The organism is Streptomyces sp. NPDC052236 (genome assembly GCF_044548015.1).
Classification (GTDB): domain Bacteria; phylum Actinomycetota; class Actinomycetes; order Streptomycetales; family Streptomycetaceae; genus Streptomyces.
In genome coordinates this window covers 207,794-221,915 of record NZ_JBIUBL010000008.1, presented here as the reverse complement: position 1 = coordinate 221,915, position 14,122 = coordinate 207,794, and the positions used below count along the sequence as shown (strand labels likewise).

At 69.8% G+C, this 14,122-nt stretch carries 10 protein-coding genes; 8 read left to right on the top strand and 2 right to left on the bottom strand.

Translation table 11 applies throughout. From position 1 onward, the window contains the following. Positions 1-24: 24 nt before the first annotated feature. Entirely contained in the window at positions 25-486 is a 462-nt protein-coding gene (locus tag ACIHCQ_RS16300) for an Lrp/AsnC family transcriptional regulator (protein WP_399662417.1), read from the top strand. A 451-nt stretch (positions 487-937) separates the two neighbouring features. After that, complete coding sequence (locus tag ACIHCQ_RS16295) at positions 938-2,053, top strand: NAD(P)-binding domain-containing protein (RefSeq protein ID WP_399662415.1); 1,116 nt, start codon at positions 938-940, stop codon at positions 2,051-2,053. Between the two features lie 11 nt (positions 2,054-2,064). Here ACIHCQ_RS16295 and ACIHCQ_RS16290 read toward each other — a convergent pair whose 3' ends face one another. Next, on the bottom strand, positions 2,065-3,885 hold the full coding sequence (locus ACIHCQ_RS16290; protein WP_399662413.1) for an ABC transporter ATP-binding protein: 1,821 nt from the start codon (positions 3,883-3,885) through the stop codon (positions 2,065-2,067). A gap of 87 nt (positions 3,886-3,972) precedes the next feature. Between ACIHCQ_RS16290 and ACIHCQ_RS16285 the strand changes: the two genes are divergently transcribed. The 4 genes from ACIHCQ_RS16285 to ACIHCQ_RS16270 all read left to right on the top strand — a co-directional run bounded on the left by ACIHCQ_RS16285 (position 3,973) and on the right by ACIHCQ_RS16270 (position 9,492). Then, the gene (locus tag ACIHCQ_RS16285; protein WP_399662412.1) at positions 3,973-4,419 is read left to right on the top strand and encodes a MarR family winged helix-turn-helix transcriptional regulator; all 447 of its coding nucleotides are present in this window, start codon (positions 3,973-3,975) and stop codon (positions 4,417-4,419) included. A gap of 170 nt (positions 4,420-4,589) precedes the next feature. Continuing rightward, complete coding sequence (locus ACIHCQ_RS16280; RefSeq protein WP_399662588.1) at positions 4,590-6,425, top strand: ABC transporter transmembrane domain-containing protein; 1,836 nt, start codon at positions 4,590-4,592, stop codon at positions 6,423-6,425. Beyond that, entirely contained in the window at positions 6,422-8,203 is a 1,782-nt protein-coding gene (locus ACIHCQ_RS16275; protein ID WP_399662410.1) for an ABC transporter ATP-binding protein, read from the top strand. The genes ACIHCQ_RS16280 and ACIHCQ_RS16275 overlap by 4 nt, the downstream gene beginning before the upstream one ends. 314 nt (positions 8,204-8,517) lie before the next feature. Further along, positions 8,518-9,492, top strand: coding sequence for an NAD(P)-dependent alcohol dehydrogenase (locus ACIHCQ_RS16270; protein WP_399662587.1), 975 nt, complete (start codon positions 8,518-8,520; stop codon positions 9,490-9,492). 218 nt (positions 9,493-9,710) lie between these two features. On the opposite strand, the gene ACIHCQ_RS16265 is transcribed toward ACIHCQ_RS16270, so the two are convergent. Continuing rightward, entirely contained in the window at positions 9,711-10,502 is a 792-nt protein-coding gene (locus ACIHCQ_RS16265; RefSeq protein ID WP_399662408.1) for a metal-dependent hydrolase, read from the bottom strand. Positions 10,503-10,636: 134 nt separating this feature from the next. Here ACIHCQ_RS16265 and ACIHCQ_RS16260 point away from each other — a divergent pair, with 134 nt between their 5' ends. Both ACIHCQ_RS16260 and ACIHCQ_RS16255 read left to right on the top strand, forming a co-directional pair. Continuing rightward, positions 10,637-13,150 (top strand): DEAD/DEAH box helicase, encoded by a 2,514-nt coding sequence (locus tag ACIHCQ_RS16260; protein WP_399662407.1) that lies wholly within the window; start codon positions 10,637-10,639, stop codon positions 13,148-13,150. Between the two features lie 61 nt (positions 13,151-13,211). After that, the gene (locus ACIHCQ_RS16255) at positions 13,212-14,102 is read left to right on the top strand and encodes an acyl-CoA thioesterase (protein WP_399662405.1); all 891 of its coding nucleotides are present in this window, start codon (positions 13,212-13,214) and stop codon (positions 14,100-14,102) included. Positions 14,103-14,122 lie beyond the last annotated feature (20 nt).

Sequence of the window (14,122 nt, the reverse complement as noted above, 5' to 3'; positions counted from 1 at the left end):
AGCCAGAACGCCTACGACGAGCGAATGCGCCTGTTTGACGCCGTCAACGTGCGGCTGCTGACCGAGCTGCACGGCGATCCGCGCGTGTCCATGTCGGAGCTGACCCGCCGGGTCGGGATGTCCGCGCCCGCGGTCACGGAACGGGTCCAACGCCTGGAAAGGACCGGCGTCATCACCGGTTTCCGGATGAACGTCGACCCGTCCTCGCTCGGCATGCCGGTGACCGCTCTTCTGCGCGTCCGGCCGGGTCCCGGTCAGTTGCCGAAGGTCGCCGAAGCCGCCCGCAGCACTCCGCAGGTGGTCGAATGCCACCGGGTCACCGGGGAGGACTGCTTCTACCTGAAGGTCCACGCTCCGTCCATCGAAGGGCTTGAGGGGATCATCGACAGGTTCCTGATCTTCGGTCAAACCACGACCTCGATCGTGGTGTCCACCCCCGTGCCGCCACGCCCGCTACCACTCCCGGCACCCCCAGAGGGCAACTGACCATGACGTCTCGCCATTGGGAAGATTCCTACGTGAAGTCCTAGCTCGCGGGCCCTGGTGCGAGCGGCGGGTGGGGTGCTCGGGCCAAACCGGCGACGCGTCGGGTAGCCGCTCCCCTACGCTCCGAAAGGGGCGGCTGGATGCCGCGCCCTCCTGGGTGCGCCATGCGATGTCGTTGGGCCTCGTCCCTGGCCCGCGCCGCCCGAACGGCAAAGATGATCCGTTCTCCCGCCACCCTGGAGTCCAGGCCCTCCTTCACTACGCGGAGTTGAGCCCTCCGCTTATCCGGCGCATCCAGCATGGAACCCAGGCGTGTTTCGTCAGGGTCGACCAGATCTCCCTTCGTCTTGGATCGTCGCTGTACGCACTGTGGGCCGTGCTCACTTTCCTTCCGCTTCCTTCCGCGAAAGTGCGCGGGAAGATCCAGGGCACAGCCCCGGTTGGTAGAAACGTGAACAACTTCGGGGTACGCAGCGTGGACGTGGTCGTCATCGGCGCCGGGCAGGCGGGGCTGGCCGGCGCCTACCATCTGCGGCGCGTCGGGCTGGAGCCGGACCGCGATTTCGTGGTGCTCGACCACGCCCCGCGGGCGGGTGGCGCCTGGCAGTTCCGCTGGCCCTCACTGACGTACGGCAAGGTGCACGGCATGCACGCACTGCCGGGCATGGAGCTGACGGGCGCCGACGACGGGCGGCCCTCGTCCGAGGTGATCGGTGAGTACTTCGCCGCGTACGAGGAGCGCTTCGGCCTGAAGGTGCGCCGGCCCATCGACGTCACCGCGGTACGCGACGACGGGACCGGGACCGGGACCGGGAGCGAGAGCGGGCTCGGGCGGCTGCTCGTTGAGAGCTCCGAGGGGACGTGGGCGGCCCGGGCGCTGATCAATGCGACCGGCACCTGGGACCGCCCGTTCTGGCCGCGCTACCCGGGCCAGGAGACCTTCCGGGGGCGGCAGTTGCACACCGTGGACTACCCCGGACCCGGGGCGTTCGCCGGGCAGCGCGTGGTCGTGGTGGGCGGTGGCGCCTCCGGGACCCAGCATCTGATGGAGCTCGCGGAGGTGGCGGCGGACACGACCTGGGTGACGCGACGGCCGCCCGTCTTCCGCGAGGGCCCCTTCAACGAGGACGCCGGCCGGGAGGCGGTGGCCATGGTGGAGGAGCGGGTACGGCGCGGACTGCCGCCGAAGAGCGTGGTCTCCGTGACCGGTCTGCCCGTCAATGACGCCGTACGGCGGGCCCGCGAGAGCGGGGTCCTGGACCGGCTGCCGATGTTCGACCGGATCACGCCGACCGAGATCGCCTGGGACGACGGGCGGACGGTGAAGGCGGATGTGATCCTCTGGGCGACCGGCTTCCGCGCGGCGATCGACCATCTCGCGCCGCTGCGGCTGCGCGAGCCGGGCGGCGGCATCCGGCTGGAGGGCACGCGCGCGGTACGGGACGCCCGCGTCCATCTCGTCGGGTACGGGCCTTCGGCCTCGACCATCGGCGCCAACAGGGCGGGCCGGGCAGCGGTCCGCGAACTCAAGCGGCTGCTGGAGGAACGGGAACCCGCCCTGGCCTGAGACCCTGGCGCTCAGGGTGCGACGGAGGTCAACCGCGCGTCCCTGCGCACCAGCGCGGCGTACCGGCCGTCCCGGTCGAGCAGCTCCTCATGGGTGCCGCGCTCCGCTATGCGCCCGGCGTCGAGGACCACGATCTGGTCGGCATCCCGGATGGTGGACAGCCGGTGGGCGATGGTGATGGTGGTACGGCCCGCGGAAAGCGCCTCGATGGCCTGCTGTACCGCGTACTCGGTACGGGTGTCGAGGGCGCTGGTCGCCTCGTCCAGGATGAGGACGGGCGGATCGCGCAGGATGGTGCGGGCGATGGCGAGCCGCTGCTTCTCGCCGCCGGAGAAGCGGTAGCCCCGCTCGCCGACCAGGGTGTCATAGCCATCGGGCAGGGACGCGATGTGGTCGTGGATCTGCGCGGCGCGAGCCGCCGCCTGAATCTCCGCGTCCGTGGCATCCGGCTTGGCGAAGCGCAGATTGTCGCCGACGGAGGCATGGAAGAGATATGTCTCCTGGGAGACGACTCCCACTGCCCGGGCGAGGGTGTCGAAATCGAGGTCGCGCACGTCAACGCCGTCGAGCGTGACCCTGCCAGCCGTGACGTCGTACAGCCGCGGCACCAGGTAGCTGAGCGTGGACTTGCCGGAGCCGGTGGGCCCGACGACGGCGAGGCTGCCGCCCGCCTCCACCGTGACGTCGATCCCGTCGAGGGTCGGCCGCGCCTGCTTGTCGTCGTACGCGAACTCGACGTCTTCGAAGCGCACTTCGCCGCAGATCTTGTCGAGCCGGACCGGGTCCTCGGGCTCGGTGATGTCCACCCGCAGGTCGAGATACTCGAAAATCCGCTGGAAGAGGGCGAGCGAGGTCTGCATCTGCACTCCGGTGGAGAGCAGGCTCACCGCGGGGCGGAACAGGCCCTGCTGGAGCGAGACGAAGGCGACAAGCGTGCCGATGGAGATGGTGGGCCCGCCGGACTGGAGCGCGAACCCCGCTGCCCAGTAGATGAGGGCGGGCATGGCCGCCATGACGATGCCTATTGTGGACATCCGCCACCGCCCGGCCATGCTGGAGCGCACTTCGAGGTCGACGAGACGCTCGGACTCCTCCGCGAAGGAGCGGGTGAGTGAGTCGGCCCGGCCCATGGTGCGGCCGAGGAGGATGCCGCTGACCGACAGCGACTCGGTGACGGTGGCGGCCATGGCCGCCATCTGTTTCTGCCGCTGTGTGGTGATCTTCTTGCGCTCGCGGCCGACCCGCCGGCTGATCCATACGAACAGCGGCAGCAGGAGCAGCGAGACGGCGGTGAGCCGCCACTCCAGCGCGAGCATCGCCACGACTGTGGCGACCACGGCCGTGAGGTTGGAGACCAGGGAGGTCGCGGTGGAGGTCACGGTCGCCTGCATTCCGCCGATGTCATTGGCTATGCGCGACTGGACCTCTCCGGTGCGGGTCCTGGTGAAGAAGGCGAGCGGCATGCTCTGCAACTGGGCGTAGACCGCGGTGCGCAGGTCGTGCATGACGCGCTGGCCGACGGTGGTGGAGATCAGCGTCTGGAGCACGCCGAAGACGCTGGTCATCACGGCGGTGAGGATCATGCCGAGCGCGAGGAGGCTGAGCAGTCCGGTGCGGCCCTGCGGGATGGCGGTGTCGAGGATCTCGCGCAGCATGAACGGCGAGGCGACCGAGACGAGCGACGCGGCGCCGACGAGCAGGCCGACGACGGCCAGCCGGCCGCGGTAGGGGCGGAATAGCCGAAGGATGCGGCGCACCTCGGCGGGTGGCTGGGATTCGGGGTGCATGGGCTCCTTCGACAGGGTCCGAGTGGGGGCAGAGACTGAAGACATGAACATGAAAGAGAACAGCAAGATTATGAGAGCATAGCTCACTGTTACCTCTATTCACAATGAACGTGCTCCTGATACTGTTCGAACATGAACGCACCCGACCCCGACGGCCTGCTGGCCGAGCAGCTGCTGCGCTTGACCCGGCGACTGCACCGCAGCCAGAAGCGGCAGCTGGAGTCGGCCGACATAGCGATCACACCGGCGCAGTCCCGCCTGCTGCGCACCGTCGCGCACTACGAGGCCCCGCCGCGCATGACCGATCTCGCCGCCCGCCTGGAGGTGGTCCCCCGCGCCGTGACGAGCCTGGTCGACGGCCTGGAGGCGAGCGGCCGGGTGCGCCGCGTGCCCGACCCGAGCAACCGCAGGGTGATACGGATCGAGCTCACCGACACCGGCCGCGCCACGCTCAAGTCCCTGCGCTATGCCCGCCGCGCCGCCGCGGAGGACATACTGTCCCCCCTGACCACCGACCAGCGTGAGCTGCTCGGCGGCCTGCTCTCCACGCTGGTCGACGGCACTCCGCCGCGCTGCTGACACCACGCGCGCCGCCCGGCCTCCCCGGCCCCAGCCCCCCAGTCACGCCTCAGCAGCACCATCGACCTTGGCGCGTTCTGTGTGTCCGCGGACAAAAATCGATTGCAGGTGAGGGCTCCAAAAGGCGAACCTTGCACGGTTTGAGCAAACCTTTCGAGCCCTGGGACGTCATGCAGATTCGCGATCTTCCGTATCCCGATCCAGGTGATCCAGACGTCCGGTCCGGCACGCGATTCCTGCTGTGGCTCGGCCGCAATCAGCTGGGGGGCCAGCTCAAGTCCCTGTTCTGGGGGCTGCTGCACCAGCTCGGCATCGCCGGAATGCCACTCGGCGTGGGCCTCGCCGTCCAGGCCGTAGTGGACGATTCCGGCCGCCGACTGGCGTACGCGGGCGGGCTGATCGTGCTGCTCGGCGTGGCCGTCGCCCTTGGCGACACCATGCTCCACCGCACCGCCATCACCAACTGGATCACCGCCGCCGCCCGCGTCCAGCAGCTGCTGGCCCGCAGGACCGCGGAGCTCGGCGCGGTGCTGACCCGCCGGGTCGCCGCGGGCGAGGTGGTGGCGGTCTCCACCGGCGACGTGGAGAAGATCGGCTGGTTCGTCGAGGCGCTCTCCCGGTTCGCCGCCGCTGCCCTCACGCTGATCGTGGTCTCCGTGGGTCTGGTGATCTACCAGCCCGCTCTCGGCTTCATGGTCGCGATCGGAGTGCCGGTCCTCGCACTGTCCGTACTTCCGCTGCTGCCCCGCGCCACCCGGCGCGCGGACGTCCAGCGCGAGAAGGCGGGCAGGGCCACCGAGCTGGCCTCGGACACGGTCGCGGGCCTGCGCGTGCTGCGCGGCATCGGCGGCGAGGAGCTGTTCCTGGGCCGCTACCGCCGCGCCTCCCAGGAGGTGCGCAGGGCCGCCGTCCGCAGCGCCCGCATGTGGGCGCTGATCGCCGCGATCCAGGTGCTGCTGCCGGGTCTGCTGCTGATCGCGGTGGTCGGCTACGGCGCGCGGCTCACCCTCGACGGGAAGATCACGGTGGGCGAACTCGTCACCGTCTACAGCGCCGTGCTGCTCACGAACTACCCGCTGCGGAACTTCGAGGAGATCGCCATGGCGTTCTCCTTCTCCCGCCCCTCCGCGAAGCGCGCGGCGCGCGTGCTGGCGCTGCGGCGCACCACGGAGCCCTCCGGGGTGGAGTACGGCCGCCCCAGCGGCGATCTGTACGACCCGGTCAGCGGCCTGCTGGCCCCCGCCGGCCGGTTCACCGCCGTGGTCTGCGGCGACCCGGACGCGGCGGGACTGCTGGCCGAACGCCTCGGCGGTCACCCGGCCGCCGAGAAGGACGCCGAGGCGGCAACGGAGACCGCGTCCGTACTCCTCGGCGGGGTCCCGCTGGACGACCTGGCGCTGTACGAGGCACGGCGAGCCGTCCTCGTACAGGACAAGGACCCGGTGCTGCTCTCCGGCACTCTGCGGGAGCTGCTCGACGTCCCCTCCTCCGGCAATGTCCCGGCCGAGGACGCGTTGGCGGCGGCGGAGTGCGGCGATGTGCTCGACGCGCTCGCCCAGGCGTCCGTGGACGCCGACGGCGACCCGATGCGGACGCGGATCACCGAACGCGGACGTTCCCTGTCGGGCGGTCAGCGGCAGCGCCTCGCGCTGGCCCGTTCGCTGGTGACCGACCCCGGGGTGCTGGTTCTTGACGAGCCGACGTCGGCTGTCGACTCGCACACGGAGGCGCGGGTCGCGGCAGGCGTCAAGCGCCTGCGCACGGGCCGTACGACCGTGGTCTTCGCCTCGTCGCCGCTGCTGCTCGACCTCGCGGACCGGGTGGTGCTGCTGGACGACGACGCGGTGGTGGCCGTGGGTGTACACCGCGAGCTGCTGCACAGCGAGCCGCGCTACCGGGCCGTCGTCACCCGCGAGACGGACGACGAACTGGCGGCGTTCGAAGAGCTGGATCAGGAAATAGACCGAGAAATAGATAAAGAAATAATGGAAGAGGAGTCGGCATGATCGGCATGGCGCCACCGGATTACGACCCGGCGGCACCGGAGTCGGCGACGACTCTGCCCGTCGGCAGCGCGGCCACCGTACGGTCCTATGTGCGGGAGCTGTTCCGCCGCCATCGGCGGGCCTTCACCATGCTGATCACCGTCAACGCGATCGCGGTGATCGCGTCCATGACGGGCCCGTATCTGCTCGGCTCCGTGGTGGAGCGGCTGTCGGACGGAGCGCGCGAACTCCAACTGGAGTGGATCATCGGCGGTTTCGCGCTCGCGCTCGTCATCCAGACCGTGTTCGTACGGCTGGTGCGGCTGCGCGGCGCGATGCTCGGCGAGGAAATGCTCGCCGATCTGCGTGAGGACTTTCTCGTCCGGGCGGTGGGACTGCCCCCGGGTGTGCTGGAGCGCGCGGGCACGGGCGATCTGCTCTCCCGTATCACCACCGACATCGACCGGCTGGCGAACGCGATGCGCGAAGCCGTGCCGCAGCTGGCCATCGGCGTGGTGTGGGCGGCGCTGCTGATGGCCGGTCTGACGGTGACCGCGCCGCCGCTGGCGCTCGCGGTGCTGGTGGCCACGCCGCTGCTGGTGGTGGGGTGCCGCTGGTACTTCAAGCGGGCGCCGTCCGCGTACCGCTCGGAGGCGGCGGGGTACGCGGCGGTCGCCGCCGTCCTCACCGAGACCGTCGCCGCGGGCCGGACCATCGAGGCGCACCGCCTCGGCGCGCGGCGTATTGCGCTCTCCGACCAGCGGGTGCGGGAGTGGACCAGGTGGGAGCACTACACGCTCTTCCTGCGGTCGGTCCTCTTCCCCGTCATCAACTTCACGCATGTCACCGTGCTCGCCTCGGTGCTGATGATCGGCGGCTGGTTCGTTCTGCGGGGCTGGCTCGACGTCGGCCAGCTGACGACGGGCGCGCTCCTGGCGCAGATGCTGGTCGACCCGGTCGGGATCATCCTGCGCTGGTACGACGAGCTCCAGGTGGCCCAGGTGTCGCTGGCCCGGCTGGTGGGCGTCCGCGAGATCGAACCGGACGCGGGCGACGAGCTGGTCAGCCCCGACGGGCGCGATGTCCGCGCGGACGACGTGCACTTCGGCTACCGGGAGGGTGTGGACGTGCTGCACCAGGTGTCGCTGGCCGTGGCCCCCGGAACCCGGCTCGCTCTGGTCGGCCCGTCCGGCGCGGGCAAGTCGACCCTGGGTCGGCTGCTCGCGGGCATCTACGCGCCCAGGGCGGGCCATGTCACCCTGGGCAAGGCCGAGTTGTCCCGGATGCCCGCGGAGCGCGTTCGCCGGCATGTGGCTCTGGTCAACCAGGAACACCATGTCTTCGTGGGCTCCCTGCGCGACAATCTGCTGCTGGCCCGTACGGGTGCGGAAGACGCGGAGTTGTGGGCGGCGCTCGGCGCGGTCGACGCGGACGCTTGGTCCCGGGGTCTGGACGACGGGCTGGACACCGAGGTCGGTTCGGGCGGGCTCGCCCTCACCCCGGCCCAGGCGCAGCAGATCGCGCTGGCCCGCCTGGTGCTGGCGGACCCGCACACGCTGGTGCTGGACGAGGCGACGTCGCTGCTCGACCCGCGGGCGGCGCGTCATCTGGAGCGTTCGCTCTCCCGGATCCTGGACGGGCGCACGGTGGTCGCGATCGCTCACCGCCTGCATACGGCGCACGACGCGGATGTGATCGCGGTGGTCGAGGAGGGCCGGATCTCCGAACTGGGCAACCACGACGAACTGGTGGCGGCGGAGGGGGCGTACGCGGCGCTGTGGCAGTCCTGGCACGGCTGACGCCGCCTGAGGGTCTCACCTAGGGCGTGTTTTGGAAGTAGCGCCGTCCGCCCGTGGGGCGGGCCCTGCGGCGTCTGGTGCGTGCAATCGCAAGGCGGTGGGGGCACCCCCAGGCGAAGCTCTGGGGGAGTACTTGGGCGACTCCGACAACACCGCGAGTGCGCGTGCCAGGCGTCGCGGGGCTGGGGGTCCCCCCGGACGAAGTCCAGGGGGAGGGACTTCTAAAACACGCCCTAGGGCTTGTCCCTGATGCCCGCACCGAGGCCGCTCGGCTACGGTCCTGAGCAGTGCTGAACTTCCGCTACGGGGGCCCGATGAAGGCAATCGTCCAGGACCGGTACGGGTCATCTGACGTCTTGGAACTCAGAGAGGTCGACAAGCCGGTGCCCGCCGGCCATGAGGTGCTGGTCCGGGTCCACGCGGCGACGGTCAACGCGCGCGACTGGCACGTCATGCGGGGCGACCCGTATCTGGCGCGCCTGTCGCTCGGGCTCGGCAGGCCGAAAGCGAAGATCCGGGGCACGGACTTCGCGGGCCGGGTGGAAGCGGTCGGCAAGGACGTGAAGCGTTTCCACCCCGGTGACGAGGTGTACGGCGAGGCCGACGGAGCGTTCGCCGAGTATGTGTGTGCCTCGCAGGATGTGGTGGACACCAAACCCGCCGGCCTGACGTTCGAGCAGGCGGCGGCGGTGCCGCTGGCGGGGAACACCGCGCTCATGGGCCTGCGCGACCAGGTGCGGGTACAGCCGGGACAGCAGGTCCTGGTCAATGGCGCGTCGGGTGGCGTGGGCACCTTCGCCGTACAGATAGCCAAGGCGTTCGGCGCGGAAGTGACCGGTGTGTGCAGTACGAGAAATGTGGAGCTGGTCAAGTCTCTTGGCGCGGACTACGTCATCGACTACACCAGCGAGGACTTCACCCGCAACGGCCGGCGGTACGACGTCGTGTTCGACCTGGTGGGGAACCGTTCGCTGAGCGAGCTCCGGGGTGCGCTGACACCAGCGGGGACGCTGGTTCTGTCCGGTGGGGGCGTGTCCGACGGCGGCAGCTTCCTCGGGCCGATAGGCCTCATCTTCAAGGGGCAGGCGCTGTCGCGCTTCGTCCGGCACCGGCTGCTCGTCCTCACGGCGAAGCCGCGCAGCGAGAACCTGGCGGCGCTGCGGGAGCTCGCCCAGTCCGGAAAGGTCAGGCCGGTCATCGACCGGACGTACCCGTTGAGCGAGGCGCCCGAGGCGATCCGGTATCTGGAAATGGAGCACGCGCGAGCCAAGGTGGTCATCACCGTGTGACGGGCCCTTGTCGGGGGCTCTGGCCCCCGAACCCGCCCCCTACGCCCCGGCGGGCGTGGGGGGACCCCCAGCGCCTCAAACGCCGGCGGGGCTTATTTTGCCCTCGGGCCCTTGTCGGGGCTCCGCCCCGAACCCCGCGCCTCAATCTCCCCCCATGGCCTTCGGCATGGGGGGGGCCCCCGGCGAAGCCAGGGGGAGTACCCCCAGCGAGGCTGGATTCAGATCACCCCGAGCGCCGCCGCCCCGCCCGCGCCCCCCAGCAGCATGAACACCGGCATCAGCACCTTCAGCTCCACCCAGCTCCCCGCCCTGAACCGCATCGCCTTCGGCGGGCCGATCGGGTACCAGCGCTTGCGGCCCACCGGGATCGGCCACAGGACCGGGCAGCCCGACACCGTCAGCGCGTCGCCGATGTCGTGGACCAGCGCGCCCAGCACGATCGGCACGCCCAGCCACAGGTACTCCTGGCCCGGGGACGTGAACAGCCAGTCCGAGCCGTTGCCCGGCTTGTTGAGGATGTCCGCCAGGATCCACGCGCTCGTCGCGCCCAGTAGCCACACCAGTATGTCGCTGGAGACCCGCGCCGCACGCCACAGCAGGCCTTCCACCGCCAGAACCACATGGATGAAGAGGATCACCAGGACCGCCCACCGGCCCCCCGTGAACGCCAGCGCCGACGCGCCCGCGCCGATCATGACCGCCCACAGCCAGGTGTGCGTCAGCGTGCGGTGGCCGCCGGTCCTGCGCTTGTCGCCGGGCTTCTTCGTCGCCTGGTAGACGGCGTACGACAGCTTGTCGACGATCTCGCACAGCCCGCGCGATATGGGGCCGAACGCCCGCGAGATCGTCGCCGCCTTGTGGTCCAGGTCGGGCGCCAGCGCCGCACCCGCGCAGATCAGCGCCCCGACGACGAGGACCGGCCATGGCATCGGGTGACCGGCGGCGGCCGTCGCCGCGCCCACCCCAAGCCAAGCGGCCGCCCCGGAGAGAGAGTGCGCCGGTCCCATCATGTATGTTCCTGCCCCATATGTTCTTGTGGTGAAGCCCAGTTGAAAGCCCGCTCGACAGGGCAGCGTATCGCCCGTGATCTTGCCGCCGTCGGCCGGTTCCCTCATCCGGGGGGAAGCCAGGCAAGATGGGGGGTGTGACCCTTATCGATCAGCTGCCGCCGAACGCCGACCCCGATGCCCTCTTCGAAGCCTTCTCCACATGGTCCGAAGGCCAGGGCATCACGCTCTACCCGGCTCAGGAGGAGGCGCTGATCGAGGTGGTGTCCGGGGCCAACGTGATCCTTTCCACCCCCACCGGCTCCGGAAAGAGCCTGGTCGCGGCGGGTGCGCACTTCACCGCGCTGGCCCAGGACAAGGTCACCTTCTACACCGCGCCGATCAAGGCACTGGTCTCGGAGAAGTTCTTCGACCTCTGCAAGCTCTTCGGCACGGAGAACGTCGGCATGCTCACGGGCGACGCGTCCGTCAACGCCGACGCCCCCGTCATCTGCTGCACCGCCGAGGTGCTCGCCTCCATCGCCCTGCGCGACGGCAAGCACGCCGACGTCGGCCAGGTCGTGATGGACGAGTTCCACTTCTACGCGGAGCCCGACCGCGGCTGGGCCTGGCAGATCCCGATCCTGGAGCTGCCGCAGGCGCAGTTCATCCTCATGTCCGCGACCCTCGGCGACGTCTCCCGCTTCGAGGCGGACCTCACCCGCCGCACCGGCCGCCCCACCTCGGTCGTGAAGTCCGTGACCCGGCCGGTCCCGCTCTCGTACGAGTATCGGCGCACCCCCATCACGGAGACGCTGACCGAGCTCCTGGAGACCCGGCAGGCGCCCGTCTACATCGTGCACTTCACGCAGGCTGCGGCCGTGGAGCGGGCCCAGTCGCTGATGAGCATCAATATGTGCTCGCGCGAGGAGAAGGACCAGATCGCCGAGCTGATCGGCAGCTTCCGGTTCACCACCAAGTTCGGCCGCAACCTCTCCCGCTATGTGCGCCACGGCATCGGCGTCCACCACGCGGGCATGCTGCCCAAGTACCGCCGGCTGGTCGAGAAGCTCGCCCAGGCGGGCCTGCTGAAGGTCATCTGCGGTACGGACACGCTCGGCGTGGGCGTCAACGTACCCATCCGCACGGTGCTGTTCACCGCGCTCACCAAGTACGACGGCACGCGCGTACGCACCCTGCGGGCGCGTGAGTTCCACCAGATCGCGGGCCGCGCGGGCCGCGCGGGGTTCGACACGGCCGGTCTGGTCGCCGCCCAGGCGCCCGAGCACGACATCGAGAACGACAAGGCCCTCTCCAAGGCCGGCGACGACCCGAAGAAGCGCCGCAAGGTCGTCCGCAAGAAGGCCCCAGAGGGCTTTGTCGCCTGGTCGGACACCACGTTCGAGAAGCTCATCGCCGCCGAGCCGGAGCCGCTGATCTCCCGCTTCCGGGTCACGCACACCATGCTGCTGTCGGTGATCGCCCGCCCCGGCAATGCCTTCGAGGCGATGCGCCACCTCCTTGAGGACAACCACGAGCCGCGCAAGGCACAGCTGCGCCACATCCGGCGCGCCATCGCCATCTACCGCTCGCTGCTCGACGGCGGCGTGGTCGAGCAGCTCGACACACCCGACGCCGAGGGCCGTATCGTCCGGCTCACCGTCGATCTTCAGCAGAACTTCGCGCTGAACCAGCCGCTGTCCACCTTCGCGCTGGCGTGCTTCGAGCTGCTGGACCAGGAATCGCCCTCGTACGCCCTGGACATGGTCTCGGTCGTGGAGTCCACGCTGGACGATCCGCGCCAGATCCTCGCCGCCCAGCAGAACAAGGCGCGCGGCGAGGCGATCGGCGCGATGAAGGCGGAGGGCATCGAGTACGAGGAGCGGATGGAGCGGCTCCAGGACATCTCGTACCCCAAGCCGCTGGAAGAGCTTCTGTGGCACGCGTACAACGTGTACCGCACGAGCCATCCGTGGGTCGGCGATCACCCGGTCTCGCCGAAGTCCGTCATCCGTGACATGTACGAGCGGGCGCTGTCCTTCACGGAGTTCACCTCGCACTACGAGCTCGCCCGCACCGAGGGCATTGTGCTGCGCTACCTCGCGGGCGCGTACAAGGCGCTGGAGCACACCATCCCGGACGACCTGAAGTCCGAGGACCTGGAGGACCTGACCGCCTGGCTCGGCGAGATGGTGCGGCAGGTGGACTCCAGCCTGCTGGACGAGTGGGAGCAGCTCGCCAACCCTGAGGTCGAGACCGCCGAGCAGGCCCAGGAGAAGGCCGACCAGGTCAGGCCGGTCACCGCCAATGCCCGCGCCTTCCGGGTGCTGGTGCGCAACGCCATGTTCCGGCGGGTGGAGCTGGCGGCGCTGGAGAGGTTCTACGACCTCGGTGAGCTGGACAGCGCGACCGGCTGGGACGCGGACGCGTGGGCCGGGGCGATGGACAAGTACTGGGACGAGTACGACGAACTGGGCACAGGACCCGACGCGCGCGGCCCGAAGCTGCTGGTGATCGAGGAGGACGAGCAGCACGGGCTGTGGCGCGTCCGGCAGATTTTCGCCGACCCGAACGGCGACCATGACTGGGGCATCAGCGCGGAGGTCGATCTCGCGGCCTCGGACGAGGAAGGGCTGGCCGTCGTGCGCATCACCGACGTAGGCCAGCTCTAACATTTCCGGCATTTACGGCATACAGACGAACAGCACAGCTCGGACACAGGAGAAACACCCGATGACGAACCCGGCCGAGCGCCTGGTAGATCTGCTCGACCTGGAGCGGATCGAGGTCAACATCTTCCGCGGACGCAGCCCCGAGGAGTCCCTGCAACGGGTCTTCGGCGGCCAGGTCGCCGGCCAGGCGCTGGTGGCGGCGGGCCGCACGACCGACGGCGAGCGCCCGGTGCACTCGCTGCACGCGTACTTCCTGCGCCCCGGCATCCCCGGCGTACCGATCGTCTACCAGGTCGAGCGCGTACGGGACGGCCGGTCGTTCACCACCCGCCGGGTCACGGCCGTGCAGCAGGGCAAGACGATCTTCAATCTGACGGCATCCTTCCACCGGCCGGAGGAGGGCAGCATCGAGCACCAGCTGCCCCCGCGCCTGGAGTTCCCCGACCCCGAAACGCTCCCCACCCTCCCCGACGAGATCCGTGCGCATCTCGGCGTACTTCCCGAGGCGCTGGAGCGGATGGCCCGCCGCCAGCCGTTCGACATCCGCTATGCCGACCGGCTGCGCTGGACGCCGGAGGAGATCAAGGAGGCGGACCCGCGCAGCGCCGTGTGGATGCGCGCGGTGGGCCCGCTGGGCGACGATCCGCTGGTGCACACCTGCGCGCTGACGTACGCGAGTGACATGACGCTCCTGGACGCGGTACGCATTCCAGTTGAGCCGCTCTGGGGCAGGCGCGGCTTCGACATGGCGTCGCTGGACCACGCGATGTGGTTCCACCGGCCCTTCCGTGCGGACGAGTGGTTCCTGTACGACCAGGAGTCACCGATCTCGACGGGCGGCCGTGGCCTGGCGCGCGGCCGGATCTACGACCGCGGCGGCAACCTCCTGGTCTCGGTGGTACAGGAGGGACTGTTCCGTCCGTACAAGGGCCACAACGAACACGCGCGATAACGGCCACAATGAACGCCGAA

Excerpts from the sequence above, each read along its gene's own strand:
- ACIHCQ_RS16255 (WP_399662405.1), top strand. The coding sequence starts at position 13,212 with ATGACGAACCCGGCCGAGCGCCTGGTAGATCTGCTCGACCTGGAGCGG.
- ACIHCQ_RS16280 (WP_399662588.1), top strand. The coding sequence starts at position 4,590 with ATGCAGATTCGCGATCTTCCGTATCCCGATCCAGGTGATCCAGACGTC.
- ACIHCQ_RS16300 (WP_399662417.1), top strand. The coding sequence starts at position 25 with ATGCGCCTGTTTGACGCCGTCAACGTGCGGCTGCTGACCGAGCTGCAC.
- ACIHCQ_RS16285 (WP_399662412.1), top strand. The coding sequence starts at position 3,973 with ATGAACGCACCCGACCCCGACGGCCTGCTGGCCGAGCAGCTGCTGCGC.
- ACIHCQ_RS16275 (WP_399662410.1), top strand. The coding sequence starts at position 6,422 with ATGATCGGCATGGCGCCACCGGATTACGACCCGGCGGCACCGGAGTCG.
- ACIHCQ_RS16265 (WP_399662408.1), bottom strand. The coding sequence starts at position 10,502 with ATGATGGGACCGGCGCACTCTCTCTCCGGGGCGGCCGCTTGGCTTGGG.
- ACIHCQ_RS16290 (WP_399662413.1), bottom strand. The coding sequence starts at position 3,885 with ATGTCTTCAGTCTCTGCCCCCACTCGGACCCTGTCGAAGGAGCCCATG.
- ACIHCQ_RS16270 (WP_399662587.1), top strand. The coding sequence starts at position 8,518 with ATGAAGGCAATCGTCCAGGACCGGTACGGGTCATCTGACGTCTTGGAA.